Genomic DNA, 23,955 nt, shown 5'->3' on the forward strand with positions numbered 1-23,955 from the left:
GCCGTCACTGCAGGCCCGGCGGGGCAGCCATTGGACGCCTGGCGTCGGTGAAGAGCGCGTCGAGGTCGGCGCCGTCGAATCGGTAGGCCTGTCCGCAGAACTCGCAGCGGACGGTGGCCGTCCCTTCCACCAACGCTGCTTCCGCCTCGGCGCGGCCGAGTGATTCCAGCATCGCCTCGACGCGCTGGCGCGAACAGGAGCAGCCGAAGGCCAGGGAGCGTCCGCCCATCTCCTCCGGCGATTCCTCGTGGAACAGGCGGTGCAGGAGCTCGGCGGCGGGCGTTTCCGCCAGTTCCCGGGTCCCCAGGGTGGAGAACAGCGCTCCGGCGCGTTCCCAGCCATCGTCGTCGCCGTGGTCGGCGGGCAGCTTCTGCAGCATCAGGCCGACCGCGGCGTCGTTGCCGGCCGCGAGCAGGATCCGCGTCGGAAGCTGTTCGGAGCGGGTGAAGTAGTCCTCGAACGCGCCCGCGAGATCGGGCGCGTCCAGCGGCACCAGGCCCTGGTAGCGCGTGGCCTCGCGGTTGCCGATGCCGGCGCCCTCGATGGTGATCGCGAGCACCGCGTCGTCGCCGAGCGACGCGAGGCCGTCGACGTCGTCGCCGTCCCCGGCCATCCGAGCGATGCCGCGCAGCGTGCCTTCGGACGTGCATTCGGCGAACAGCGTGCGCAGCGCGTGTTCACCGCGCAGCTGCACCGACAGGCGTCCGTCGACCTTGACGTGGCCGGTGAACAGCGCCGACGCCGCGGCCGCCTGGCCGAGCAGCGCACGGACGCCGGGCGGATAGTCGTTGCTGGCGGCGATCGCCTGCCAGGTCTCGCCCAGGTGCACGTGCACCCCGCGCACGCCGGCGCGCGGCAGCAGGAAGCGGGTGAGGTGGTCGCGGGCGTCGGCGTCGTGGCTCATTCGGGATCCGTGTGCGTTGTGATGGTGCGCCGGGGCTGGATAATCGCGCTTCGGCCGGTCGGCGAATGCTGGAGATGGGGATGGCGGGCGCCGTGGACAAGCATGCAGGGGCACCGGTGGCTGCCGCGTCTAAGCGTGGGCGCCGCCGCTGGCACTGGCTGTGGAAGCTGCCGCTGCTGCTGGCGCTGCTGAGCGTCGTGCAGGTGCTGGCGCTGCGCTTCGTCGATCCACCCTTCAGCGCGTTCATGGCGATCCGCCAGTTCGAGGCGCTGCGGGCCGGCGACACCGGCTTCCGCGTCGCCTACGACTGGCGCGACCTCGAGGACATCGCGCCGTCGCTGCCGCTGGCGGCGGTGGCGGCCGAGGACCAGAACTTCGCCCGCCACCGCGGCTTCGACCTGGAGGCCATCGAGCGCGCGCTGGAGCACAACGCCCGCGGCGGCCGCGTCCGCGGCGGCAGCACGATCAGCCAGCAACTGGCGAAGAACCTGTTCCTGTGGAGCGGGCGCAGCTGGGTGCGCAAGGGCCTCGAAGCCTGGTACACGCTGCTGCTCGAGGCCCTGTGGCCGAAGCAGCGCATCCTCGAGGTCTACGTCAACGTGGCCGAGTTCGGCGACGGGATCTACGGCGCCCAGGCCGCCGCGCGCAGCTACTGGGGCAAGGACGCCGCGGCGCTGACGGCCGGCGAAAGCGCGCGCCTGGCCGCGGTGCTGCCCAGTCCGCGCCGCTACAGCGCCCACCAGCCCGGCCCCTGGGTGCAGCGCCGCGCGCAGTGGATCCAGCGCAACATGCGCAACCTCGGCGGGGAGGCCTGGCTGCGGCAGCTGGAGTGACCCCGGCCACGATAGGATTGCAGGATGACCCGCGATCGTCTCACCGTGGTGGTGGCCGCCTTCAACGAGGCGCAGTCGCTGCCTGAACTGCATCGTCGCCTAGCGACCGTCCTCGATGCGATGGCCGCGGGCGATCGCGTCGATGGCGGCGTGCTCTACGTCGATGACGGCAGCACGGACGACACCTGGGCCGTGCTGCGGTCGCTCGCCGCGGCCGACCGGCGCGTTTCGCTGCTGCGGCTGTCGCGCAACTTCGGCAAGGAGGCGGCGCTGACCGCCGGCCTCGACCGCGTCGTCGATGGCGCGGCCCTGATCCTCGACGCGGACGGCCAGGATCCCCCCGAGCTGATCCCGCGGTTCGTGGCGCGCTGGCGCGAGGGTTACGACGACGTCCACGGCACGCGCCTGGCGCGCGAGGGTGAAGGCTGGTTCAAGCGCGCCTCCGCGCATGGCTTCTACCGCGTGATGCACCGGCTGTCGAAGACGCCCGTGCCCACCGACACCGGCGATTTCCGGCTGCTGTCGCCGCGCGCGCTGGCGGCGCTGCGCGAGCTGCGCGAGCGCCATCGCTTCATGAAGGGCCTGTTCGGCTGGATCGGCTTCAACCGCATCGCCGTTCCCTACCGCCGCGAGCCGCGACTGGCCGGCCGCAGCAAGTTCAACGCCTGGCGGCTGTGGAACTTCGCCCTGGAAGGCATCACCAGCTTCTCGACCGCGCCCCTGCGGATGGCCACCTACGCCGGCGTGGCGACCGCGCTGGTGGCCTTCGGCTACGGCCTGTGGATCATCGTCAAGGCGCTGTTCTGGGGAGACCCGGTGGCGGGCTGGCCGACGATGATGGCGGTGATCCTGTTCCTGGGCGGCGTGCAGCTGGTGGGGCTGGGGATGATCGGCGAGTACCTGGGGCGCCTGTACGAGGAGTCGAAGCAGCGTCCGCTCTATCTCGTCGACAGCTGGCGCCCGGCCGAAGGGGTATGCTCGGGCACGCCACCCACGAGCGAGCGAGGCTGCGATGCGTACGGTGAGGCAACTGCTGGAGTCCAAGGGCCCTGAGGTCTTCGCGATCGGGCCGGATGCGGCGGTGATCGACGCGATCCGGTTGATGGCGGAGAAGGGGGTCGGTGCGCTGGTGGTGCTGGAGCCCGGCGGGCGGCTGGCCGGGATGGTGTCCGAGCGCGACTACGCCAGGAAGATCGTCCTCGAAGGGCGTTCCTCGAAGGACACGCCGGTGCGCGACATCATGACCGCCGAGGTCGCCACGGTGCGCATGGACGACGTGGCCGAGGCCTGCATGCAGCTGGTCACCGAGCGCCGCGTGCGGCACCTGCCGGTGGTCGCCGGCGACGAGGTCGTCGGGCTGGTCTCGATCGGCGACCTGGTCAAGGCGGTGATCGAGGAGCAGCAGCGCGAACTCGAGCACCTGCAGCGCTACATCACCTCCTGACCGCGCCGCGGCGCTACTGCGCGTATTCGCCGCCGCAGTTGCTGTCCTCGCCCGGGCCCAGCTCCAGCGTCGCCAGCAGGGCCGCCGGCGGGGTGATGCTGGCCAGCGTCAGCGCGATCGCGCCGCGCAGGCCGAGCCGCCCCATGTCGGGACGGAAGCCCGGATCGCGGAAGCTGCCGTCGATCACCAGGGGCGAGCGCAGCGCCAGGATGCTGCGGTCCTTGGGCCGGGGCTTCAGCACCAGGTCCAGCTGCTCCTCGCCCAAATCCACCGTGCCCTCGCCGACGATGATGGTGTCCTCGGTGTCGAAGGCCAGGGCGCGGGTGGTCATGACCCCGTCCTGCACCGAGAAATCGCCGAAGGCGCAGCGGATCGCCACCTTGCGGTCCTTGCCGAGCAGGAACTTGATCGCCTCGAAGATGTCCAGGCCCGCCAGCTCCAGCAGCAGGTTGCTGACCTCGCCGCGGCCCATGCCGAGGCTGGCGTCGCCGTCGGCGGTGGCGAGCATGCGCGCCACGGAATTTCCGGTGCCGCCCAGGTCGATGTCGCCGCTGATGCGGCCGATGGCGTCCTGCGCCAGTTCGGCGTCGGGGAACAGGCGGCCAAGCTCCAGGCCGCGCGCTCGGATCGCGGCATTGGTCCGGATCGTGTCCTGCCTGGCGTCCATGCGTACGGTCGAACGGATGCGGCCGCCCGACACGCCGAAGTCCAGCGGATCGAGCCTGAGCAGGCCGGCTTCGAGCACGATGTGGACGTCCATGTCGTCCAGCGGCCACCCCGGCGCCTCGATGCGCCCGGCCTTCCAACGGACGTCGGCGTCCATGGTGCGGAGCTTGGCCAGGTCGTAGGGCGTGTCCGGAATCAGCTTGCCCTCGGCCGCGCGTTCGACCGCGTCGGCCTCGAGTTCGGCGTTGCCGGTTTCGTCGCCGCCGCTGTCCGGGGCGCCGCCGACGAAGCCGGCGAGGTCGTCGAGGTCGAGCAGCTTCGAACGCAGGTCGCCCTCGAACAGCAGGCGCTCGCGCCCGGTGGTGATCTTCGCGGTGCCGGCGAGGTCGCTGTCGCCGACCTTGCCGTTGAAGCCCTCGTAGCGCCAGACCGCGTCGTCGCGGACCAGGCGGCCGTCGAGCTCGTAGGCCGGCGTGTGCGGCAGCGCGATGCCGAGCAGCGGGTAGAGGTCTTCCAGGTCCTTGCCCGACAGCGCCATCTGGACGTCGAAGGCGGACAGGCCGAGGAGGCGCGTGATCGCGCCGCGCGCGTGGGCGCGGGTGGCGCCGGCGGAGGCGCGCAGGTCGATGGCGTAGGGCGTCTCCGTCTCGCGCAGCGCAAGCGGAGACGCGACCGCGCCCGTGAGTTCGAACGGCTCGCCCTTCCAGTGGCCGTCGCCGTGCAGCGACAGCGGACGCAACGACGGGTCCTCGCTGTCCTCGCTGGCGACCGCGAGATCCACGTCGGTCTGCTGGCCGGCGTCGATGAAGCGCAGCCTGCCGGCGTCGATCTGCAGGTGGTCGATGCGCGGCCCTTCGCCGTCGCCGGACATGCCTTCGAAGGTCCAGTTGCCGCCCTCGTCGCCGGTTTCCAGCAGCAGGTCGGGCCTGGCCAGGCGCAGTTCCGGAATGTGCACGCGGCCGGCCAGGAGCGGGAATACGCGGACGTGCAACTCCAGACGGTCGGTGGTCGCCATCTCCGGGCTGTCGGACCAGTCCGCGTTGCCGAGCGCGAGGCGGTCGGCGCGGACGATGGTGGTGCGGCCCAGGTCGACGTCGAGGTCGCCGCCGATGTCGAAGCTGCGGCCGGTGCGCGCCGAGACGATGCGTTCGATCGGGCCCTTGAACCAGTTCCAGTCCCACAGCAGCACCAGCACCAGCAGCGCGACCGCCGCAACGGCCGCGGCCGTCCGCCATGGATGGATCTGCATGGCCCGCAGCGCCTTGCCGCGCGGGCCGGCTGGGGACGTGGGCTCCGTCGGCATGCGCCGGCTCCGGTGGAATGCGGAGGCCAGCCTCCCGCGAACGCGGTAAAACAGCAGTGAACGTGATGGCCGCCGTTCAGGCCGGCAGCGTGACCTGCGCCATCACCGCGACGTAGTGGCAGACGCTTCCGGCGATGCAGAACAGGTGCCAGATCGCATGCGAGTAGGGGATCGACTCGCGGTGGTAGAAGACCGTGCCCAGCGTGTAGAACACGCCGCCGGCGATCAGCCAGCCGAAGGTCCAGGCATCGAGCGCGGCCAGCACCGGCTTGATCGCCACCAGCACCAGCCAGCCCATCGCCACGTAGACCAGGGTCGACAGGCGCTTGAACCGCCCGGTGTAGAACAGCTTGAACACCACGCCGGCCAGCGCCAGCGTCCAGATGGCGGCGAACAGTCCCCAGCCCCAGGGGCCACGCAGTCCGATCAGGGTGAACGGCGTGTAGGTGCCCGCGATCAGCAGGTAGATCGCGCAGTGGTCGAAGACCTTCAGCCGGCCCTTGAGCACCGGATGCTGGAAGGCGTGGTACAGCGTCGATGCGAGGTAGAGCATGAGCAGGGTGATGCCGAACACGATCGCCGCGCCCAGCTGCCAGCCATTGCCGAAGATCGCCGCCAGCGTCACCAGCACCGCCCCGCCGGCCAGTGCGGCCGTCGCGCCCAGCCCGTGCGTCAAGGCACTGGCCAGCTCCTCACGCTTCTCGCGCAGGCTCATCGCGGTCACGGTGGAATCCCGGGGGGAGGACGCCCCGATCATGCCATACGCGGGCGTTCCCGCGGCCGAAGCGTCATCATCCCGCCGGGCGGGTGTGCGCGGCCTCGCGGGTGGCGTCGAAGCGGACGTCGGGCCAGCGCTCCTGCGCGAGCTGCAGGTTGACGCGGCTCGGCGCGAGGTAGACGAGTTCGCCGGCGGCGTCGAGGCCGAGGTTCATCGCGTTCTTCTCGCGGAACTCCTCGAGCTTCTTCTCGCTGTCGCAGCGGATCCAGCGCGTGGTGGAGACGCCGACCGGTTCGAAGATCGCGTCCACGCCGTACTCGGCCTTGAGGCGGTAGGCGGCGACGTCGAACTGCAGCACGCCGACCGCGCCCAGGATCAGGTCGTTGGACATCAGCGGGCGGAAGAACTGGGTGGCGCCTTCCTCGCTCAGCTGTTCCAGGCCCTTCTGCAGCTGCTTGAGCTTCAGCGGGTCGCGCAGGCGCGCGCGGCGGAACAGTTCGGGCGCGAAGTTCGGGATGCCGGTGAAGGTGAACTGCTCGCCCTCGGTGAAGGTGTCGCCGATCGAGATCGTGCCGTGGTTGTGGATGCCGATCACGTCGCCCGGATACGCCTCGGCGGCGATCTCGCGGTCGCTGGCCATGAAGGTCAGCGCGTTGGCGAGCTTCATCTCCTTGCCCGTGCGCACGTGGAAGGCCTTCATGCCGGCCTCGAAGCGACCCGAGCACACGCGCATGAAGGCGACGCGGTCGCGGTGCTGCGGGTCCATGTTGGCCTGGATCTTGAACACGAAGCCGCTGAGCCTGGGTTCGTCGGCGGCGACCACGCGCCCGGTGGTCTCGCGCGACTGCGGCGAGGGCGCGTGCCTGACGAAGAAGTCGAGCAGCGGCTGCACGCCGAAGTTGTTCACCGCCGAGCCGAAGAACACCGGCGTCTGCCGCCCCGCGCGGTACTCGTCGAGGTCGAAGGAATGGCTCGCGCCCTGCACCAGCTCCAGCTCGTCGCGCAGCTCGGACAGCATCTGCGCGCCGATGCGGGCCTCGAGCTGCGGATCGTCGATCGAGGCGAAGATCGTCGAATCCTGGCGGGTGAAGTTGCGGCCTTGCTCGTACAGGTGCACTTCGCCGCTGACCAGGTGCACCACGCCCTTCAGGCGCTTGCCCATGCCGATCGGCCAGGTGACCGGCGCGCACTGGATGCCGAGCACCGTCTCGACTTCGTCCAGCAGCTCGATCGGGTCCTTGCCCTCGCGATCGAGCTTGTTGATGAAGGTCATGATCGGCGTGTCGCGCATGCGGCACACCTCCATGAGCTTGATCGTGCGTTCCTCGACGCCCTTGGCCACGTCGATCACCATCAGCGCGCTGTCCACCGCGGTCAGCACGCGGTAGGTGTCCTCGCCGAAGTCGGCGTGGCCGGGGGTGTCGAGCAGGTTGACGATGTGGTCGCCGTAGGGGAACTGCATCACCGAGCTGGTGACCGAGATGCCGCGCTCCTGCTCGAGCTTCATCCAGTCGGACGTGGCATGGCGTGCGGCCTTGCGGCCCTTGACCGAGCCGGCCATCTGGATCGCGCCGCCGAACAGCAGCAGCTTCTCGGTGAGCGTGGTCTTGCCGGCGTCGGGGTGCGAAATGATCGCGAAGGTACGGCGGCGGCGGGCTTCGGCGGCAACGTCGGGCATGGGGGTACCCGCCGCTTCTGGCGCCGGGACTGTACGGGGAAGCCTGGGATTATACGGGGGGCTGTGGGGCTGCGCTGGGCGTGGGGGCGGGCGTTTTACCACGGATGACGCGGATCACGCGGATTTGCGCGGATCAAGCCAAGGCGAAGGTTGCCTCACGCTACGTCCCCCTCCAGTCCCGCGACCCTGCGGCAAAGAGACCTCGTCCGGATCCGCGCAGATCCGCGTCGATCCGCGGCCAGGAAAGCTTTTCCTCTCTTCTGCTTTATCCGTGTAAATCCGCGTCATCCGCGTAAATCCGTGGCAAAGCGCCTGCTCTTACTCCACGCCCGCCCCAGCCTCGCTGAAACGCAGGATCCCGCCGGGGCCGAACATGCGGAAGGGGATCGAGGCCAGGCGCAGGCCGCGGTTGGCCTGGATGGCGAAGTGCAGGTGCGGGCCGCCGCTGTAGCCGGTGTTGCCCGAGGTGCCGATGCGCTGGCCGCGGCGCACGCGCTCGCCCGCGGCGACGCCGGTGCCGCCCGGGGCGAGGTGGGCGTAGAGGGCCATGGTGCCGTCGTCGTGGAGGATGCGGATGAAGTTGGCGCGGGCGGTGTCGTCGGTGGAGTGCAGTCCGCCGCCGGCGAAGCGGGCCTCGGCCTGCATCACCACGCCGTCGCGCGCCGCCAGCACGGGCGTGCCCTCTGGCACGGCGAAGTCGACGGCATGGCGGTTCTCGTCGTCGCGGTGGCTGAAGGCGCCGCCCCAGCCCTGGCCGATGCGCAGCACGTGCGTTCCCAGCGGCCAGGCGTACTCCACGTCGAGCGGACGCGCGCCGGGATGTCCCGGGACGACCTCGAGCACGAGTTGCGCATCGGCGCGCTGGATGCGGCTGACCAGCACCCGCCCGCGGGCCGACACGGTGGCGCGCGCGGGCAGCGCCGGCTGCGCCGGGGGCGCGGAGCCGATGGAACGCAGCACCACTTCGATCGGACCCGACAGCAGGTTTTCCGCCCAGGCTTCAGGGCCCTGCCCGCGGTCGATGATGTCCAGCCGCGCCAGCGGTGCCGGGCCGTCGTCCGCTGCGAGGGCGGGCGACGCGACCGCCAGCGCCGCGACGGTGATCGCCACCGCCAGGGCGAAACCGGCTGACCGCACCCTGAGGAGAGGACGGGCACGCATGGATCAGTCCGCGCAGGCGGGATCCAGGTCCAACTGCCTGGCGATGTCGCGCAGATCGAAGGCGGACACCGCGCGGTCGTCGTGCACTGCGTACAGCACGCCGCCGGGGAAGCGCGGCGTGGCCGCGGCATGCAGGGCGATGCCGTCGGTGTTCGCGGTCACCGCGCCATGGAAGCTGCCGGCGGGGGCGAGCGTTTCACGGTCGAAGAGGTGGAACCAGGTCAGCGGCGCCTGCTGGTCCACCGCCAGCCAGTAGCCGCTGCGCGCGCCGCAGGCCCAGAGCACCACGCCCTCGGCCTCGCCGGCGAAGGTGCCCTCGGGCAGGCTGCGGCCGCTCCAGCCGCCGTCGAAGCCGTAGACATGCAGGTTGGAGGGGCTGGTACGGTCCTCCTCGGCCACGAGCAGGCGGTCGTGGACCGGGTCGCCGGCGATCGATTCGACCATGTTCAGCCGCGCCGGGCCGTCGGTCTCGCCGAAGGAGCCGGCGTAGGCGGCGTCGAGATGGCCCTGGTCGTCGAAGCGCAGGCGGTAGCGGCGAACGCGCTGGGCGAGCTCCTCCGCCGGCGGGACCACGTCATGGCGTTCGCCGTACATGAAGCTGTCGGTGACGAAGGCCTCGAGTTCGCGCGGCGCGGATTCGCGCAGCCAGATGCCGTAGGGCGCGCGCAGCTCGTCGCCGCCGAAGGACGCCTGGGGCCTGAGGTCGGGCAGCGACAGCAGCTGCACGCGCGGCGTGTCGCGCTCGACCACGAACAGCACGTCGCCGGACACGGCCAGGCCGTTGGGCCGGGTGAACTCGCCCGGCGCCTTGCCGCGCGCGCCGACCGTGCGCAGCGGCGCGCCGCTGTCGCCATCGAACAGCGCCAGGCGGTGGGTCGACTTGCCCGTGGCCAGCAGGAGGGTGCCGCCGTCGCCGTCTGCCCAGGTGGCGATCGAATCGAGTTCTTCGTCCGGAAGCTCGGGGGAGACCCAGGCCTCGGCCACCAGGTTCGAAGCCGGGACGGTGGTGGAAGGAGGGGAGGACGCGGGCAGGAAGGTGCTGGCGCAGCCGGCGACGGCCAGGGCGAGCGCCGCTGCAAGGATGGATTTCGACATGCGCCGATTATGCGGCCGCGGGCGCGTCCGCGGGAGGTCGGCGGGCGCCCGTGGCGCCGGGAACTGATCAATCGCTTCATCCGGATAAAGCGATTGACAATTGCTGCGGGCGCTGCCAACCTGCACGCCATCCATCGAGACCGGCCGAGGGACAGGCCCGACGACGCCGGGGCAACTGGATGGGGCGCAAGCCCCGTTCGCTGTGCCAAGTCCTGCGGGGACCTGTGTGTCCACCGGAAGATGGCCGAGGACCGCCACGTGGCGGTTCCCGTCGCGTCGCCGCCGTCGGGCGACGCCCATCGCACCGGCATGCCCCGCGGCATCGATGGCCTTGTCCTCCTCCGGATATCGCCATGAGCCTCGAAGACCGCGCCCTCTCCGCCACCGTGTTCCCGTCCGCATGCGACCCGCAGGCCGGCGCCGCGGTGCCGCCTTCCATCGCCGTGCCCGCCAGCGGCGGCCATCCCGCCGTGCGCGGTCACGTCGACGTGGTGCTGCCCATGCACCATGCCGGCCGCCGCCCGCTGCGCCTGGCCTACGAGCTCGCAGGCCCCGAAGGCGCACCGGTCGTGCTGGTGTCCGGCGGCATCTCCGCCAGTCGCCACCTGGCAGCCAGCGCGACGTTCCCGGAGCGTGGCTGGGCCGGGGCCGTGGTCGGGAAAGGCCGCGCGCTGGACCCGGCACGCCTGCGCCTGCTGGCCTTCGACCACGTCGGCGCCGACGGCGGTCTCGACGCGGTGATCGACACCACCGACCAGGCTGATGCCGCGGCGGTGCTGCTCGATGCCCTGGGCATCGCGCGGCTGCGCGCGTTCGTCGGCTATTCCTACGGCGCCGCGGTCGCGCTGCAGTTCGCGGCGCGGCACGGCACGCGGCTGGAGCGGCTGGTGGCGGTGAGCGGCGCGCATCGTGCCCATCCCTGGGCGGCGGCGTGGCGTGCCCTGCAGCGCCGCGCGGTGGCGCTGGGCGAACTGCAGTGCGCGGACGGCCAGGGCCTGGCGTTGGCGCGGCAGTTCGCGATGCTCGGTTACCGCAGCGGCGATGGCTTCGCCGAGCGCTTCGACGCGCCGCCCGAGGTGGTGAACGGCCGCGTCCGCGTGGCCGCCGAGGACTATCTCGACGCCGCCGGCGCGCGCTTCGTGGCGAAGACGCCGGTGGTGGCATGGCAGCGGCTGTCGGAGTCGCTGGACGTCCACCGCGTCGATCCGGCCGCCATCGACGTGCCGGCCACCGTGGTCGCGGTGGAAGGCGATCCGCTGGTGCCGCTGTCCGAGGCGGTGGCCCTGGTCGAAGGCCTGGCCGGACCCGCCAGGCTGCGCGTCCTGCGCTCGCCGCACGGCCACGATGCCTTCCTCAAGGACGACGGCCGCTTCGACACAATCCTGCGCGATGCCCTGGCGACGGAGGTGTCGGCATGAGCGCCGTCGATCGCGGGCCCGCGCCCGCCACCCGCGCCGTGCGCGCCGGCATCGACCGCGACGCGGCCTTCGGCGCCGTGGTCCCGCCGCTGGTGCTGTCGTCGAACTTCAGCTTCGACGGCATCGGCGGCAAGCGCGAGTACGACTACACGCGCAGCGGCAACCCGACCCGCGACCTGCTGGGCGAGGCGCTGGCCGAACTCGAGGGCGGTGCCGGCGGCGTGGTGACCTCCAGCGGCATGGCCGCGATCACCCTGTTGCTGCACGCGCTGCTCGAGCCGGGCGACCGCGTGCTGGTGCCGCACGACGCCTACGGCGGCAGCTGGCGCCTGTTCGACGCGCTGGCGCGCAAGGGCCACTTCGAACTGGCCACCGTCGACCTCACCGATCCGCGCGCGCTGGCCGCGGCGCTGGCGCAGCCGCCGAAGCTGGTGCTGGTGGAGACGCCCTCCAACCCGCTGCTGCGGATCACCGACCTGCGCTTCGTGGTCGAGGCCGCGCATCGCGCCGGTGCCCTGGTCGCGGTCGACAACACCTTCCTGTCGCCGGCGCTGCAGACCCCGATCGCGTTCGGCGCCGACGCGGTGCTGCATTCGACCACCAAGTACATCAATGGCCACAGCGACGTGGTCGGCGGCGCGCTGGTCGCGGCCACGCCGGAGCTGCACCAGCGCTTCACCTGGTGGGCGAACGCCCTCGGCATCACCGGCGCGCCCTTCGACAGCTTCATGACGCTGCGCGGCCTGCGCACCCTCGATGCGCGGATGCGCGTGCACCAGGAGAACGCGGAGGCGATCGCGCGCGAGCTCGACGCGCACCCGGCGGTCGCGCGGGTCTGCTGGCCGGGCCTGGAATCGCATCCGGGCCACGCGGTGGCGGCGCGCCAGCAGCGGGGCTTCGGCGCGATGCTGGGCCTGGAGCTGCGCGGTGGCACCGAGGCTGTGCGCGCCTTCGTCGACGGGCTGCGCTTCTTCACCCTGGCCGAGTCGCTGGGCGGCGTCGAAAGCCTGGTCGCGCATCCGGCGAGCATGACCCATGCCGCCATGACCCCGGAGGCCCGCGTGCGCGCCGGCATCTCCGATGGCCTGCTGCGGCTGTCGGTGGGCATCGAGTCCTGCGACGACCTGCGGGCCGATCTCGCCGCCGCGCTGGAGCGTGCGGCGGCGGTGACCGGCGAGGTCCCGCTCGCGGCCGCGGGCGGGTCCACCGGAGGCGAGGCATGAGCGCCGTGGTGCAGCTGCCGCGCGGACGGCGCGCTGCGTTCGTCCAGGCGGAGCGGCGCATCGCCCTGCTCGGGACCGGCGTGGTCGGCAGCGCCTTCGTCGCGCGCTGCGAACGGCTGCGCCTGGCCGGCGTGCCGGTGCCCGGCTTCGCGTGGCTGGCCAATTCGCGCGCGGTGGTGGAGGGCGGTGCCGATCCGTTGCGCGCGCTGGCCGGGCTGGGCGACGCGCCGCGGCGCGGCGGCGCCTGGGCCGCATGGGTCGAGGCCACCGGCCTGCGCCGCGGGGACGTCCTCGTCGACGCCACCGCCAGCGACGTCGTCGCCGGCTGGCACTCCGAATGGCTGGCGCGCGGCGTGCACGTGGTGACCGCGAACAAGCTCGGCGCCGGCGCTGCGCTCGCGCGGGCGCAGGCCATCCGTGAGGCCGCGGAGGCGTCCGGCGCGCGCTATGGCGATGCCGCCACCGTGGGGGCGGGGCTGCCGCTGCTGCGGTCGATCCGGGCGCTGGTGGCCGGCGGCGACCGGGTGCTTGCGATCGAGGGCCTGCTGTCGGGTTCGCTGGCCTGGCTATTCGATGGTGATCCCGGTAACCGGCCGTTCTCGGCCCGGGTGCGCGAGGCGCGCGCGCTCGGCTACACCGAGCCCGACCCGCGCATCGACCTGTCCGGCGAGGACGTGCGCCGCAAGCTGCTGATCCTGGCGCGCGCCGCGGGCATCGCGCTCGAAGAGGAGGCGGTCCAGGTCGAGTCGCTGGTGCCGGCCGCACTGGCCGGCGCCGCCGCGGATGCGGTGGAACCGCTGCTCGGCACGCTCGATGCGCCGATGGCGGCGCGGTTCGCCGCAGCGCGGAGCGCCGGCACGCGCCTGCGCTTCGTCGGGCGGCTGGAGGGTGGGCGCGCGACGGTCGGCCTGCGCGCGCTGTCTGCGGCGCACCCGCTGTGCGCCGGCGGCGGCACCGACAACATCGTCGCGATCACCAGCTGCCGCTACGACCGCCAGCCGCTGCTGATCCGCGGGCCGGGCGCCGGCGCCGGCGTGACCGCCGCGGCGCTGCTGGACGATGTCCTGTCGATCCCGCGGGGCCCGCTCAGCACTCGATGACGTTGACCGCCAGGCCTCCGCGCGAGGTTTCCTTGTACTTGTCCTGCATGTCGCGGCCGGTGTCGCGCATGGTCTTGATGACCTCGTCGAGCGTCACCTTGTGCTTGCCGTCGCCGCGCAGCGCCATGCGCGAGGCGTTGATCGCCTTCACCGCGCCCATCGCGTTGCGCTCGATGCAGGGGATCTGCACCAGGCCGCCGATCGGGTCGCAGGTCAGGCCGAGGTTGTGCTCCATGCCGATCTCGGCGGCGTTCTCGATCTGGCTCGGCGTGCCGCCCAGCGCCGCGGTCAAACCGGCGGCGGCCATCGAGCAGGCCACGCCCACTTCGCCCTGGCAGCCGACCTCGGCGCCGGAGATCGAGGCGTTCTCCTTGTAGAGGATGCCGACGGCGGCGGCGGTGAGCAGGTAGTCGAACACGCCTTGCTCGTTCGCGCCGGGGCAGAAGCGTTCGTAGTAGCGCATCACCGCGGGCAGGATGCCGGCGGCGCCGTTGGTGGGCGCGGTGACCACGCGGCCGCCGGCCGCGTTCTCCTCGTTCACGGCGAGTGCGTAAAGATTGACCCAGTCGAGCGTGGTCAGCGGGTCGCGCATGCCGGCTTCGGGGCGCTCGGAGAGTTCGGCATACAGCGCCGGCGCGCGGCGCGAGACGCGCAGGCCGCCGGGCAGGGTGCCGCCGTTGGCGATGCCGCGCTGGATGCAGCCCTGCATGGCGTCGTGGATCTCGCGCAGGCCGGCGCGGACCTCCTCCTCGCTGCGCCAGGAGCGCTCGTTGGCCATCATCAGCTGCGCGATCGAAAGCCCGTGCTCGGCGCACTGCGCCAGCAGCTCGCGGCCGCTGTTGAACGGATACGGCACCGGCGTGGTGTCGGCGACGATGCGGTCCTCCGCGGCTTCGTCCTGGTTGACCACGAAGCCGCCGCCGACCGAGTAGTAGTCGCGCGTGGCGATGACCTCGTCGTTGGCGTCGTAGGCGGTGAAGCGCATGCCGTTGGTGTGGTGCGGCAGCTTCTGGCGCTTGTTCATCACCAGGTCGCGCTTCTCGTCGAAGGCCACCGGGTGGCGGCCGAGCAGCTGGAGGCGCTTTTCCCCGCGGATGCGCTCGAGCGCGGCGGGGATGATGTCGGGGTCGATGCTGTTGGGATGTTGCCCTTCCAGGCCCATCAGCAACGCCTTGTCGGTGCCGTGGCCGCGGCCGGTCAGCGCGAGCGAACCGAAGACCTCGGCGCGGATGCGGACCACGTCGCCCAGCCGGCCGGACTCGTCGAGCCAGTGTTCGGCGAAGCGCGCCGCGGCCCGCATCGGTCCCACCGTGTGCGAGGAACTCGGCCCGATGCCGATCTTGTAGAGGTCGAACGTGCTGACGGCCATGGCGTTCCAGGGGGAGGCTGGTGGATGTGCCTATGATAGCCGCCGCCCCACGCGCGCCCGCGCCGAGCGCCGCCCACGGAGAGTTCCACCCGCATGCCCCTGGTCCTGTTCCAGCGCGACGACTGCCACCTCTGCGACCTGGCGCTGGAGGTGCTGGCCGCGGCGCGCGCGCCCGAGTTCGAGAGCGTGTTCATCGACGGCGACGCGGTGCTCGAGGCGCGCTACGGCGAGCGGGTGCCAGTGCTGCGCGACAGCGCCGGGCGCGAGCTGGGCTGGCCCTTCGACGTCGCGGCCCTGGCACGCTTCCTCGGCTGATCCCTCAGCGGCTGGCTTCCAGTTCGATCCGCACCTCCACCGCATCCCCGATCACCGATCCCCAGGCGGTGCTGCCGAAATCCGCGCGGCTGAGCGTGGCCGTGGCCGAGAAGCCAGCGGTCTGGCGGAACGGCGGCAGCGGATGCCGACGCTGGCCGTTGCGCACGGCCTCGAGCACGACCTCGCGGGTGGTGCCACGCAGGGTCAGCTCGCCGTGGATGCGCGCGCGCGTGGCATCGAGCGGTTCCACGCGGACCGAGCGGAAGCGGGCGGTCGGGTGGCGATCGCTGTCGAGCAGGCCGGTCGCCGCCACCGCGCGGTTCCAGTCGTCGTCCCCGAAGTCGAGGCGCGACAGCGGGACGTCCGCCACCACCTGCGCGCCCTCCCACGAGCCGGGCACCAGGTGCAGGGTGCCGGTGGTCCCGGACACGGTGCCGATGGCGCTGGAGAATCCGGCGTGGTCGATGGCGATGGCGATGCGCGTGTGCACCGGGTCCAGCGTGTAGACCCCGACTCCTGGAGCAGGCGCGGGCAGGACCGGCGCAGGCGCGTCGGCCGCGGGCGGGGAGCGCGGCGGCGCACTGCCGCAGGCGGCGAGGGCCGCGCACAGCACGCTGATGGGGAGCACGCCGATGGGGAGCAGGCCGATGGAGGGAAGGCCGAGGCGGGGTCCGTGGGCTCGCATGGTGTTGCCCTGCAGCGCCCGGCAGGGCGTCCGGCCGATTCTAGTCCCGCGGCTCCGGTGGCGCAGCTTGCGCCGGCCCGGCGGCGTTGCGACGATGCCGGCGGGGCGCGGGATGCCATCGGCAACGCGGGCGAGAGGGGAGTTCGATGCGGGGCTGGTGGACCTGTTTGCTGCTGTGCCTGCTGTGGCTGCCGGCGGGCGTGGCCGCTGCCTCCATGCCGCAGCTGCCGCAGCCGCGGCAGATCAGCGTCTTCGACGGCCTGCCTTCCAACCGCGTCAACGCGCTGGCGGAGGACCGCCGCGGCTACCTGTGGATCGCCACCCGCGACGGCCTCGCCCGCTACGACGGCGTCGGCTTCCGCATCTGGCGGGTAGGGGAGGGGCTGCGCGACAACTTCGTCTGGTCGGTGCACGTCGACGCCGCAGACCGCGTCTGGATCGGCACCTCCACCTCCGGCCTGGCCATGCTCGACGTCGACCGCGAGCACTTCACCTGGTACGACCGTGCGACGCGGCCGGAGATGGCGAGCAACGACATCTGGTCGGTCAACGGCACGCCCGACGGCGATATCTGGTTCGGGAGTTCCGACGGGGGCCTGCACCGGCTGTCGCCCGACGGCCGCATCCGGCGCTACGGGTACGATCCCGACGACCCCGGCAGCCTGCCGTCAGACGGCGTCTCGCACCTGGTCGTGGACCGCCGCGACGGCAGCCTCTGGGTGGGAACGAAGGGCGGTGTCGCGCGCTGGACCGGGGACGGCTTCGCGCGGCTGCCGGCGGAGCTGCTCGGCACGCTGATGGTCGACGGCCTGGCCATGGACGACGCCGGCAGCCTGTGGATGGGCATCCACGGCGAGGGCCGGGTGCGCCATGCCGATGGCCGCATCGAATCCCTGCCGTGGAACGATCCGGTGCTGGGCGGGCCGGCGCTCAATATGCTGCTGCAGGATGCGCAGGGCGCGCGCTGGCTGGACACGCGCAGCGGCCTGGCCTGGGTGCACGGCGAGCGCGTCGCGAATGTCCCCCTGTACAGCACCACCAGCCGAGGGCTGGTGCGTCCGGCCTGGTCGAGCGCCTACGAGGACCGTGAGGGAGGGCTCTGGTTCGCGAGCACGGACGCGGGCCTGTGGCACCTGCCCGCGAACTGGCGGGATTTCACCGTGTTGCAGCGGCGCCTGGGGGATTCGGCGTCGCTGGCCAACGCGTTCGTGTACAGCGCCGCGCCCTCGACCGCCGGGCAGGGGCGCGGCCTCTGGCTGGTCGGCAGCGGCGGCGTGCTCGATCACCTGGATCCCGAGACCGGGCAGGTCGAACACCGGCTGGCCTCGGCCTGCGGCACGCTCTTCATCACCGGCGTGATCGAGACCCGCGATGGCAGGGTCTGGCTGGGCTGCCAGGACCAGCTGGTGCGTTTCGATCCGCGGACCGGCGGACTGCAGCGCTGGCTCGCCGACGGCAGCGGCGACGCCGCACCCGCTGGACGCATTGCCCAGTTCGTGGAACAGCGCGACGGCACGCTGTGGTTGGCAAGCCACCAGAGCATCCAGCTGCGGTCCGCCGACGGGCGCGTGCTCGACACCATCGACCGCGGGACCGGGCGGGGCATGGACGGCACGACAGGCATCGAACAGCTGCTGCTGGCGCCCGATGGCGGGATCTGGGCGGCGACGTCCGCCGGACTGCTGGCCTGGGACGACGGTGCGCGCACCTTCGCGCCGGTGCCCGGCGCGCCCGGCGACGCTGCGTACAGCGTGGCGATTGCCGGCGACGGGACGGTCTGGCTGGCGGGCCATGGCGAGCTCACGTCCTGGCATTGGGACGGCGCCTCGCTGCAGGCGCGGCGCAGGATCGGCCCGTCGGAGGGCCTGCCGATGGTCGCGCCGGGAGGCGTGGTCGTCGACACCGCCGGCATCGTCTGGCTGACCACCGTTCGCGGGCTGGTGCGATTCGATCCCGAGGCGGGGCGGCTGCGTGTCTACGGCGTGCGCGACGGACTGCCGAGCCACGAATTCAGCGAATTCCCGGTGGCGGTGTCCGTGCAGGGCTACATCGCCGCGGGCACCGCTGACGGCCTGCTGCTGTTCCATCCGCGGCAGGTGGAGTGGAGCCAGCGCATGCCGACGCTGGCGATCGAATCGATCGACCTGCGCCGCGGCGACGAGCGCGTCGCGCTGTCGCCCCAGTCCAGCCTGCTGCTGCGCCATGACGATCGCGACCTGCGCGTGGTGGCGCGCCTGCTCTCGTTCACCGACGCGCACGCGCACCGCTATCGCTTCCGGCTGGAAGGTTACGACCCCGGCTGGGTGGACACAGGCGCCGCCGGCGAGCGCGTGTTCGCGCGCCTGGAGCCGGGACCGTACCGGCTGCACGTGCAGGCGCGAACCGCCGACGACGAGTGGACCCCGGTGCAGGTCCTGCAGCTCCACGTGCAGTCGCCCTGGTGGACCTCGCCGCTGGCGATGGTGGTGTACGCGGTGTCCGGCGCGCTGCTGTTGCTGTGGGGCGCCTACGCCTACCGCCTGCGGCTCAAGCGCCGCCATGCCTGGCAGCTCAACGAGGAGAAGCGCGAGCTCGCCGAGCAGGCCTCGCTGGCGAAGACGCGCTTCCTCGCCACCCTGGGGCACGAGGTGCGCACGCCGATGACCGGCGTGCTCGGCATGAGCGAACTGCTGCTGGCCACGAAGCTGGATCCGCGCCAGCGCGGCTATGCCGACGCCATCCGCCACGCCGGCGAGCACCTGATGCGGCTGGTCAACGATGCGCTCGACCTCGCGCGCATCGAGGCCGGCAAGCTGGAGCTGGTCGCGCAGCCGTTCGACCTGGTCGAGCTGCTGGACGAAGTCGCCGGCCTGGTCGAACCGCTGGCGCGCCGGCGCGGCCTGACGTTCCGCCGCCATGTCGACGCGCATACGCCGCGCTGGCTGCTCGGCGATCCGGGCCGCGTGCGCCAGGTGCTGCTGAACCTGCTCGGCAACGCCGTGAAGTTCACCGAATCGGGAAGCGTGTCGCTGCAGGCCGCGCCGATCGCCAGCGGCGGCGTGCGCCTGGTGGTCTCGGACACCGGGCCGGGCCTCAACGCGGAGCAGCAGGCGCACCTGTTCCGGCGCTTCGAACAGGCCGACGGCGCGCGCACCGCGGCGCGCTACGGCGGCAGCGGGCTGGGGCTGGCGATCTGCCAGGAGCTCGCGCTGGCCATGGGGGGACGCATCGAACTCGACAGCACGCCCGGGCAGGGCACCGACTTCACCCTCGACCTGCCGCTGCCGGAGTCGACTCCGCCGGCTGCCCCGAAGGAACCTGCCGGCGCCGTGGCGCGGGCCGCCGAGGGCGGGCTGTCACTGCTGCTGGTCGAGGACGACCCCACCGTCGCCGACGTCGTCGCCGGCCTGCTGCGCGCGCTCGGCCACGACGTGGCCCACGTGCCCCATGGGCTGGCGGCGCTCTCCGAAGTGGCGAACACGCGCTTCGACATGGCGCTGCTCGACCTCGACCTGCCCGGGATCACCGGGATGGCGCTGGCCAGCCAGCTGCGCGCGGGCGGCTTTTCGGCGCCGCTGGTCGCGGTCACCGCGCGCGCCGATGCCGAAGCCGAGCCGCTGGCCCGCGAGGCCGGCTTCGACGCCTTCCTGCGCAAGCCGGTGACCGCGGCGATGCTGGGCGCGGCGATCGATGCCCTGCGCACGCAGGTGGATGACGGCCGATAGGCGCGGCGTGCGCGGGCCTGCGCCGTCGCGGTCCGGCCTGGTCCGGGCGTCGGTCCCGGCTGTGCCGGGGGCCGGTCAGCGCCGGCTGTACGCGTGCACCTCGTCCACCAGCACGCGCACGTGCTCCGGATCCATGCCCGGCGACATGCCGTGGCCGAGGTTGAAGACGTGGCCTTCGCGCGAGCCGCCGTTGCCGTCGCGGTAGCTGTCGAGCGCGCGGCGCACTTCGCGGCGGATGGCGTCGGGCGAGCCGTAGAGCGTGGTCGGGTCGAGGTTGCCCTGCAGCGCGACCTTGCCGCCGGTGACGCGGGCGGCGTCGCCCAGGTCGATCAGCCAGTCCACGCCCACGCCCTCGGCGCCGATGCCGGCCAGCTCGCCGAGGTAGGCGGCGTTGCCCTTGCCGAACACGATCAGCGGCGTGCGCTCAGTGCCTTCGCCGCGTTCGAGCTCGTGCGCGATGCGCTCGAGGTAGGGCAGCGAGAACTCGCGGTACATCGCCGGCGACAGCACGCCGCCCCAGGTGTCGAACACCTGCAGCGCCTGGGCGCCGGCCGCGCGCTGCGCGGCGAGGTAGGCGATGACGGACCTGGTGTTGACCTCGAGCAGCGCGTGCAGCGCCTCCGGGTCGTTGTGCGCCATCGCCTTGATGCGCGCGAAGTCCTTGCTGCCGCCGCCCTCGACCATGTAGCAGGCCAGCGTCCAGGGGCTGCCGGAGAAGCCGATCAGCGGCACGCGGCCGTCGAGCTCGCGGCGGATCACGCGCACCGCGTCCATCACGTAGCGCAGCTCCGTTTCCATGTCGGGCACGCCGAGCTTCGCGATCGCCGCCGCGTCGCGCACCGGGCGCTCGAACTTCGGGCCCTCGCCGTCGACGAAGTGCAGGCCCAGGCCCATGGCGTCGGGGATGGTGAGGATGTCGGAGAACAGGATCGCGGCGTCGAGCTCGAAGCGCTCCAGCGGCTGCAGGGTGACCTCGCAGGCCAGCTCCGGGTTCGTCGCCATCGCCATGAAGCTGCCGGCCTTCGCGCGGGTGGCGCGGTACTCCGGCAGGTAGCGCCCGGCCTGGCGCATCAGCCACACCGGCGTGCAGTCAACGGGTTCGCGGCGGAGGGCGCGGAGGAAGCGGTCGTTGCGGAGGGTCTGCGACAAGTCTCTGGTCCTGTATCGAAGTGTGTGGCGCCGCGCGCTCAGCGGCGCGTGGCGTCGGCGCCCTGCGCGAACATCAGCTGGAAGCCGCGCTTGAGCTGCTGGTCGCGCGCCTGTTCCAGCGCGGCGATGGCCGAAGCCTGATCGAGGTACTGCTCGCGGCGCACGCTGCTGCGGCCGCCGATCTGCCCGGTCTCGCGCAGCAGGGTCCAGCCCCCGAGCAGGTCGGGCTGCAGCATCAGCTGCACGAAGCGCGGGGCTTCGTGGCCATCGGGGCGTTGTTGCAGGAGCAGGCGCATGGACCGCTGATTCTACGCCACCGGCCCGTCCGGAGCCTCAGGCGCCGCGCAGGACCGCCAGCACCGCGTCCGCGGGCACGCCGGCGACCACGCGCGCGCGGCCGATGCCGTCCCACAGCACGAAGCGCAGGCCGCTGGCCTGGGCCTTCTTGTCCAGGCGCATGTGCGCGAGCAGGGCGTCCGGGTCGAGGCCCCCGGGCAGGGCCACCGGCAGGCCGAAGCGTTCCAGGACCGCCTGCAGGCGGTCCGCATCGGCTTCGCTGGCATGGCCGAGGCGCGCCGACAGCCGCGCGGCCAGCACCATGCCCACCGCCACGGCCTCGCCGTGGTTGAGGCCGTCGTAGGCCTGTGCGGTTTCGATGGCGTGGCCGAAGGTGTGGCCGAAGTTGAGCAGGGCGCGCTCGCCGTGTTCGAAGGGGTCGCGCTCGACGATCGCGGCCTTGTGCGCGCAGCTGCGCGCGATGGCCCCGGCCAGCGCCGCGTCCTCGCGCTCCAGCAGGGCGCCGGCGCGTCCGGACAGCCAGTCCAGGAAGCCGGCGTCGGCGATGGCGCCGTACTTCAGCACCTCGGCCAGCCCGGCCCGCAGCTCGCGGTCGGGCAGGCTGTGCAGCACCGCGGTGTCGGCGAACACCGCGCGTGGCGGGTGGAAGGCGCCGACCAGGTTCTTCCCCTGCGGCAGGTCGACCGCGGTCTTGCCGCCGACCGAGGAATCCACCATCGCCAGCAGGCTGGTCGGCAGCTGCACGCAGTCGATGCCGCGCATCCAGCAGGCCGCGGCGAAGCCGGCCAGGTCGCCGACCACGCCGCCGCCGAGCGCGTAGACGCAGGCGTCGCGGGTGGCGCCGAGCGCGGCCAGGGCGGCGATGGCGTCGCCGAACCCGGCCAGGGTCTTGGCGGCCTCCCCGGCCGGCAGCACGAAGGTGTCGATGCGCGCGTCCGGACGCGCGGCGAGGAGTGCGCCGCGCACGGCGTCGGCATGGAGCGGCGCGACGTGGCTGTCGCTGACCAGCAGCGCCTGGCGGCCGCGGAGCGGTGCGGCGAGCGCTTCGCCGTCGGCCAGCAGGCCCGGGCCGATGTGGATGGCGTAGGGCGCGGCGCCGCCGACGTCGATGCGCTGGTGTGCGCTCATGCCGCGGGCTCCGTCGCCACCGGGCGGCCGTGCGCGGGCTGCCAGCATCGGTCCAGCTCGCTCGCGAGCTGGCGTGCCGCCTCGGCCGGAGCGAGATGGGCGGTGTCGAAGACCAGGTCGGCGACCTCGGCGTACAGCGGGTCGCGTTCGGACGCCAGGCGGCGCAGCGTCGCCTCGCGGTCGCCGTCGGCGAGCAGCGGACGGCCGCGGTCGCGGGCGAGGCGCTCGAGCCGGGTCGGCACGTCCGCGTGCAGGTGCACCACGAAGCCCTCCGTACCCAGCAGCCGGCGGGTACCGGCATCGAGCACGGCGCCGCCGCCGGTGGCCAGCACGGACGCCGGGCCGGCGACCAGCGCCGCCAGCGTCTCGCGCTCGCGCAGGCGGAAGCCGGCCTCGCCCTCGCATTCGAAGATCGTCGGGATCGTGGCCCCCGTGCGCTGTTCGACCTCGTGGTCGCTGTCGACGAAGGGCAGCCCGAAGTGCTTCGCCAGGCAGCGTCCGATCGAGGTCTTGCCGGCGCCCATGGGGCCGACGAGCACGAGGTGGCGGGCTGGAGTCATGGCGCGGAGGTTTCGATCGGGGGAGCGCGACGATGCTAGCAGCCCGGCGCGGCGGTGATGCGCCACCTTCACGGCGCGTCGCCCAGCATGCGCGTTCCTGCCGCCCGGGCGGGCGGCGCCAGCAAACAAGGAGCACGTCATGTCGGTTGCCAAGGTCATCGAAATCAACGCCTCCTCGCCCACCAGCGTCGAGGACGCGGTGCGCAAGGGACTCGCGAAGTGCGCCGAGAGCGTGAAGAACATCAAGGGCGCGTGGATCAACGAAACCAAGGTCGTCACTGACGGCGGCGGCAACATCACCGAGTGGCGGGTGAACCTGCGGATCAGCTTCGTGGTCGACTGAGGCCGCCGGGCGGGACCGGCCGCCGCCGCGCATCCAGCGCGACGACGCGGTCGGCGATGCCCGGCAGGGTGCGCAGCGCCTGGCGGCTGGTGCGCTCATAGTGCTGGACGAAGCGCTCGAGCGCGGCATCGTCCATTGCCGGCATGCCCGGACGCCCGGCCGCCAGCGTGCGCTCCGCCTCGCGGCGCCAGCCCGGCACCACCTCGAACGACGGCGCCTGCAGCAGGAGCAGGCGGTCGATGCGGCGCCACAGCGGCGGATACGCGTCGGCCAGCGCGCGGTTGCACCAGCGCCGCCAGCGGCCGTCGCCGTCCTCGTTGCGCTCCAGCGCGTTGACCGGAGCCTCCAGCGCCGCGGCCTCCTCGGCGGGCGTGCCCAGGAACCAGCCTTCGAACAGCACCAGGTCGGCGCCGTCCACGCGCGGCCAGCCCGCGCGCGGCAGGCGCTCGTCGGCCAGCTTGTCGAAGCGCGGCAGCGCGGCGCCATCGCCGGTGCGCAGGGCGTCCAGCACTTCGATCGCCAGCGCCACCTCGTGCGTGCCCGGCGGGCCGCGCGTGGCCAGCAGCGGGTGCACTTCGCGCGCCAGGCGCATGCGCCCGGCACGCGGCAGGTAGACGTCGTCGATCGAGAGCACCGGGCAGCGCAGTCCGCGGCGGCTTGCCTCGGCCGCCACCTGCGCGGCCAGGGTGGATTTCCCGCTGCCCTGCAGGCCGCTGATGCCGTAGACGCGGGCGCCGGCCGCGAGCGCGTCGTCCAGCACCGACGAGACCAGTCGCGCGTCGAAGCCCGATGTGTGCAAGCGCGTCGCCATCCGGGCACGATAGCCCAGGCGCGGCCCCGGCCTGCGCACCGGAACCCAGCG

At 72.6% G+C, this 23,955-nt stretch carries 22 protein-coding genes and 1 riboswitch; of the genes, 9 read left to right on the plus strand and 13 right to left on the minus strand.

Annotation, left to right across the window (positions count from 1 at the left end; genetic code table 11):
- Nucleotides 1-4 precede the first annotated feature (4 nt).
- Nucleotides 5-904 (minus strand): Hsp33 family molecular chaperone HslO, encoded by a 900-nt coding sequence (gene hslO / locus H9645_RS11245; protein ID WP_191729790.1) that lies wholly within the window; start codon nt 902-904, stop codon nt 5-7.
- Nucleotides 905-978: 74 nt separating this feature from the next.
- Here hslO and mtgA point away from each other — a divergent pair, with 74 nt between their 5' ends.
- Genes mtgA through H9645_RS11260 form a run of 3 tightly spaced genes read left to right on the plus strand, consistent with a single transcriptional unit; the run spans nt 979 to nt 3,181 of the window.
- On the plus strand, nt 979-1,737 hold the full coding sequence (gene mtgA, locus H9645_RS11250) for a monofunctional biosynthetic peptidoglycan transglycosylase (protein WP_191729849.1): 759 nt from the start codon (nt 979-981) through the stop codon (nt 1,735-1,737).
- 24 nt (nt 1,738-1,761) lie between these two features.
- On the plus strand, nt 1,762-2,790 hold the full coding sequence (locus H9645_RS11255) for a glycosyltransferase family 2 protein (RefSeq protein WP_191729791.1): 1,029 nt from the start codon (nt 1,762-1,764) through the stop codon (nt 2,788-2,790).
- Nucleotides 2,750-3,181, plus strand: coding sequence for a CBS domain-containing protein (locus H9645_RS11260; RefSeq protein ID WP_191729792.1), 432 nt, complete (start codon nt 2,750-2,752; stop codon nt 3,179-3,181). The genes H9645_RS11255 and H9645_RS11260 overlap by 41 nt, the downstream gene beginning before the upstream one ends.
- Before the next feature lie 13 nt (nt 3,182-3,194).
- Here H9645_RS11260 and H9645_RS11265 read toward each other — a convergent pair whose 3' ends face one another.
- The 5 genes from H9645_RS11265 to H9645_RS11285 all read right to left on the minus strand — a co-directional run bounded on the left by H9645_RS11265 (nt 3,195) and on the right by H9645_RS11285 (nt 9,802).
- On the minus strand, nt 3,195-5,150 hold the full coding sequence (locus H9645_RS11265; RefSeq protein ID WP_191729793.1) for an AsmA family protein: 1,956 nt from the start codon (nt 5,148-5,150) through the stop codon (nt 3,195-3,197).
- Between the two features lie 76 nt (nt 5,151-5,226).
- On the minus strand, nt 5,227-5,865 hold the full coding sequence (gene trhA, locus H9645_RS11270; RefSeq protein WP_191729850.1) for a PAQR family membrane homeostasis protein TrhA: 639 nt from the start codon (nt 5,863-5,865) through the stop codon (nt 5,227-5,229).
- Between the two features lie 76 nt (nt 5,866-5,941).
- Nucleotides 5,942-7,546 carry a peptide chain release factor 3 gene (locus H9645_RS11275; RefSeq protein ID WP_191729794.1) on the minus strand — a complete coding sequence of 535 codons (1,605 nt, stop codon included), beginning with the start codon at nt 7,544-7,546 and terminating at the stop codon, nt 5,942-5,944.
- Between the two features lie 318 nt (nt 7,547-7,864).
- Entirely contained in the window at nt 7,865-8,707 is an 843-nt protein-coding gene (locus H9645_RS11280; RefSeq protein WP_225218201.1) for a M23 family metallopeptidase, read from the minus strand.
- Nucleotides 8,708-8,710: 3 nt separating this feature from the next.
- On the minus strand, nt 8,711-9,802 hold the full coding sequence (locus H9645_RS11285) for an NHL repeat-containing protein (protein ID WP_191729795.1): 1,092 nt from the start codon (nt 9,800-9,802) through the stop codon (nt 8,711-8,713).
- A gap of 128 nt (nt 9,803-9,930) precedes the next feature.
- Nucleotides 9,931-10,049: riboswitch (SAM riboswitch) on the plus strand.
- A 106-nt stretch (nt 10,050-10,155) separates the two neighbouring features.
- Between H9645_RS11285 and metX the strand changes: the two genes are divergently transcribed.
- From metX to H9645_RS11300, 3 genes are read left to right on the plus strand one after another with little or no spacing between them, the layout of a single operon-like run.
- The gene (gene metX / locus H9645_RS11290) at nt 10,156-11,220 is read left to right on the plus strand and encodes a homoserine O-succinyltransferase MetX (protein WP_191729796.1); all 1,065 of its coding nucleotides are present in this window, start codon (nt 10,156-10,158) and stop codon (nt 11,218-11,220) included.
- Nucleotides 11,217-12,443: a cystathionine gamma-synthase gene (metB, locus tag H9645_RS11295; RefSeq protein ID WP_191729797.1), complete on the plus strand. Its 1,227-nt coding sequence runs from the start codon at nt 11,217-11,219 to the stop codon at nt 12,441-12,443. Before metX ends, metB begins: the two co-directional genes overlap by 4 nt.
- A complete protein-coding gene (locus H9645_RS11300) occupies nt 12,440-13,543 on the plus strand; it encodes a homoserine dehydrogenase family protein (RefSeq protein ID WP_191729798.1) in 1,104 nt (367 codons plus the stop codon). Before metB ends, H9645_RS11300 begins: the two co-directional genes overlap by 4 nt.
- Here the strand turns inward: H9645_RS11300 and H9645_RS11305 are convergent.
- Complete coding sequence (locus tag H9645_RS11305; protein ID WP_191729799.1) at nt 13,530-14,912, minus strand: L-serine ammonia-lyase; 1,383 nt, start codon at nt 14,910-14,912, stop codon at nt 13,530-13,532. The two genes, H9645_RS11300 and H9645_RS11305, sit on opposite strands and share 14 nt — an antisense overlap.
- A gap of 93 nt (nt 14,913-15,005) precedes the next feature.
- Here H9645_RS11305 and H9645_RS11310 point away from each other — a divergent pair, with 93 nt between their 5' ends.
- Nucleotides 15,006-15,227, plus strand: a complete 222-nt coding sequence (locus H9645_RS11310) for a glutaredoxin family protein (RefSeq protein WP_191729800.1) — start codon at nt 15,006-15,008, stop codon at nt 15,225-15,227.
- Between the two features lie 4 nt (nt 15,228-15,231).
- Here H9645_RS11310 and H9645_RS11315 read toward each other — a convergent pair whose 3' ends face one another.
- Nucleotides 15,232-15,912, minus strand: coding sequence for a YceI family protein (locus H9645_RS11315; protein ID WP_191729801.1), 681 nt, complete (start codon nt 15,910-15,912; stop codon nt 15,232-15,234).
- Nucleotides 15,913-16,058: 146 nt separating this feature from the next.
- On the opposite strand from H9645_RS11315, the gene H9645_RS11320 reads away from it, so the two are divergent.
- Nucleotides 16,059-19,616 (plus strand): hybrid sensor histidine kinase/response regulator, encoded by a 3,558-nt coding sequence (locus H9645_RS11320; RefSeq protein WP_191729802.1) that lies wholly within the window; start codon nt 16,059-16,061, stop codon nt 19,614-19,616.
- Between the two features lie 75 nt (nt 19,617-19,691).
- Here H9645_RS11320 and hemE read toward each other — a convergent pair whose 3' ends face one another.
- The 4 genes from hemE to H9645_RS11340 are packed head-to-tail and all read right to left on the minus strand — an operon-like array spanning nt 19,692 to nt 22,750.
- Entirely contained in the window at nt 19,692-20,765 is a 1,074-nt protein-coding gene (gene hemE / locus H9645_RS11325) for a uroporphyrinogen decarboxylase (protein WP_191729803.1), read from the minus strand.
- A 38-nt stretch (nt 20,766-20,803) separates the two neighbouring features.
- Nucleotides 20,804-21,061, minus strand: coding sequence for a WGR domain-containing protein (locus H9645_RS11330; protein WP_191729804.1), 258 nt, complete (start codon nt 21,059-21,061; stop codon nt 20,804-20,806).
- Between the two features lie 37 nt (nt 21,062-21,098).
- On the minus strand, nt 21,099-22,190 hold the full coding sequence (gene aroB, locus H9645_RS11335) for a 3-dehydroquinate synthase (protein WP_191729805.1): 1,092 nt from the start codon (nt 22,188-22,190) through the stop codon (nt 21,099-21,101).
- Complete coding sequence (locus tag H9645_RS11340) at nt 22,187-22,750, minus strand: shikimate kinase (RefSeq protein ID WP_191729806.1); 564 nt, start codon at nt 22,748-22,750, stop codon at nt 22,187-22,189. The genes aroB and H9645_RS11340 overlap by 4 nt, the downstream gene beginning before the upstream one ends.
- A 139-nt stretch (nt 22,751-22,889) precedes the next feature.
- Here H9645_RS11340 and H9645_RS11345 point away from each other — a divergent pair, with 139 nt between their 5' ends.
- On the plus strand, nt 22,890-23,093 hold the full coding sequence (locus H9645_RS11345; RefSeq protein WP_189497126.1) for a dodecin family protein: 204 nt from the start codon (nt 22,890-22,892) through the stop codon (nt 23,091-23,093).
- Here the strand turns inward: H9645_RS11345 and H9645_RS11350 are convergent.
- Nucleotides 23,074-23,904, minus strand: a complete 831-nt coding sequence (locus H9645_RS11350) for a kinase (RefSeq protein ID WP_191729807.1) — start codon at nt 23,902-23,904, stop codon at nt 23,074-23,076. The genes H9645_RS11345 and H9645_RS11350 overlap by 20 nt on opposite strands.
- Between the last annotated feature and the right edge of the window lie 51 nt (nt 23,905-23,955).

This window comes from Luteimonas colneyensis (genome assembly GCF_014836665.1).
In the GTDB taxonomy this organism is placed as follows: Bacteria; Pseudomonadota; Gammaproteobacteria; order Xanthomonadales; family Xanthomonadaceae; genus Luteimonas; species Luteimonas colneyensis.

Coding starts and splice junctions, on each gene's coding strand:
- hslO (WP_191729790.1), bottom strand. CDS start 904: ATGAGCCACGACGCCGACGCCCGCGACCACCTCACCCGCTTCCTGCTG.
- mtgA (WP_191729849.1), top strand. CDS start 979: ATGGGGATGGCGGGCGCCGTGGACAAGCATGCAGGGGCACCGGTGGCT.
- H9645_RS11255 (WP_191729791.1), top strand. CDS start 1,762: ATGACCCGCGATCGTCTCACCGTGGTGGTGGCCGCCTTCAACGAGGCG.
- H9645_RS11260 (WP_191729792.1), top strand. CDS start 2,750: ATGCGTACGGTGAGGCAACTGCTGGAGTCCAAGGGCCCTGAGGTCTTC.
- H9645_RS11265 (WP_191729793.1), bottom strand. CDS start 5,150: ATGCCGACGGAGCCCACGTCCCCAGCCGGCCCGCGCGGCAAGGCGCTG.
- trhA (WP_191729850.1), bottom strand. CDS start 5,865: ATGAGCCTGCGCGAGAAGCGTGAGGAGCTGGCCAGTGCCTTGACGCAC.
- H9645_RS11275 (WP_191729794.1), bottom strand. CDS start 7,546: ATGCCCGACGTTGCCGCCGAAGCCCGCCGCCGCCGTACCTTCGCGATC.
- H9645_RS11280 (WP_225218201.1), bottom strand. CDS start 8,707: ATGCGTGCCCGTCCTCTCCTCAGGGTGCGGTCAGCCGGTTTCGCCCTG.
- H9645_RS11285 (WP_191729795.1), bottom strand. CDS start 9,802: ATGTCGAAATCCATCCTTGCAGCGGCGCTCGCCCTGGCCGTCGCCGGC.
- metX (WP_191729796.1), top strand. CDS start 10,156: ATGAGCCTCGAAGACCGCGCCCTCTCCGCCACCGTGTTCCCGTCCGCA.
- metB (WP_191729797.1), top strand. CDS start 11,217: ATGAGCGCCGTCGATCGCGGGCCCGCGCCCGCCACCCGCGCCGTGCGC.
- H9645_RS11300 (WP_191729798.1), top strand. CDS start 12,440: ATGAGCGCCGTGGTGCAGCTGCCGCGCGGACGGCGCGCTGCGTTCGTC.
- H9645_RS11305 (WP_191729799.1), bottom strand. CDS start 14,912: ATGGCCGTCAGCACGTTCGACCTCTACAAGATCGGCATCGGGCCGAGT.
- H9645_RS11310 (WP_191729800.1), top strand. CDS start 15,006: ATGCCCCTGGTCCTGTTCCAGCGCGACGACTGCCACCTCTGCGACCTG.
- H9645_RS11315 (WP_191729801.1), bottom strand. CDS start 15,912: ATGCGAGCCCACGGACCCCGCCTCGGCCTTCCCTCCATCGGCCTGCTC.
- H9645_RS11320 (WP_191729802.1), top strand. CDS start 16,059: ATGCGGGGCTGGTGGACCTGTTTGCTGCTGTGCCTGCTGTGGCTGCCG.
- H9645_RS11330 (WP_191729804.1), bottom strand. CDS start 21,061: ATGCGCCTGCTCCTGCAACAACGCCCCGATGGCCACGAAGCCCCGCGC.
- aroB (WP_191729805.1), bottom strand. CDS start 22,190: ATGAGCGCACACCAGCGCATCGACGTCGGCGGCGCCGCGCCCTACGCC.
- H9645_RS11340 (WP_191729806.1), bottom strand. CDS start 22,750: ATGACTCCAGCCCGCCACCTCGTGCTCGTCGGCCCCATGGGCGCCGGC.
- H9645_RS11345 (WP_189497126.1), top strand. CDS start 22,890: ATGTCGGTTGCCAAGGTCATCGAAATCAACGCCTCCTCGCCCACCAGC.
- H9645_RS11350 (WP_191729807.1), bottom strand. CDS start 23,904: ATGGCGACGCGCTTGCACACATCGGGCTTCGACGCGCGACTGGTCTCG.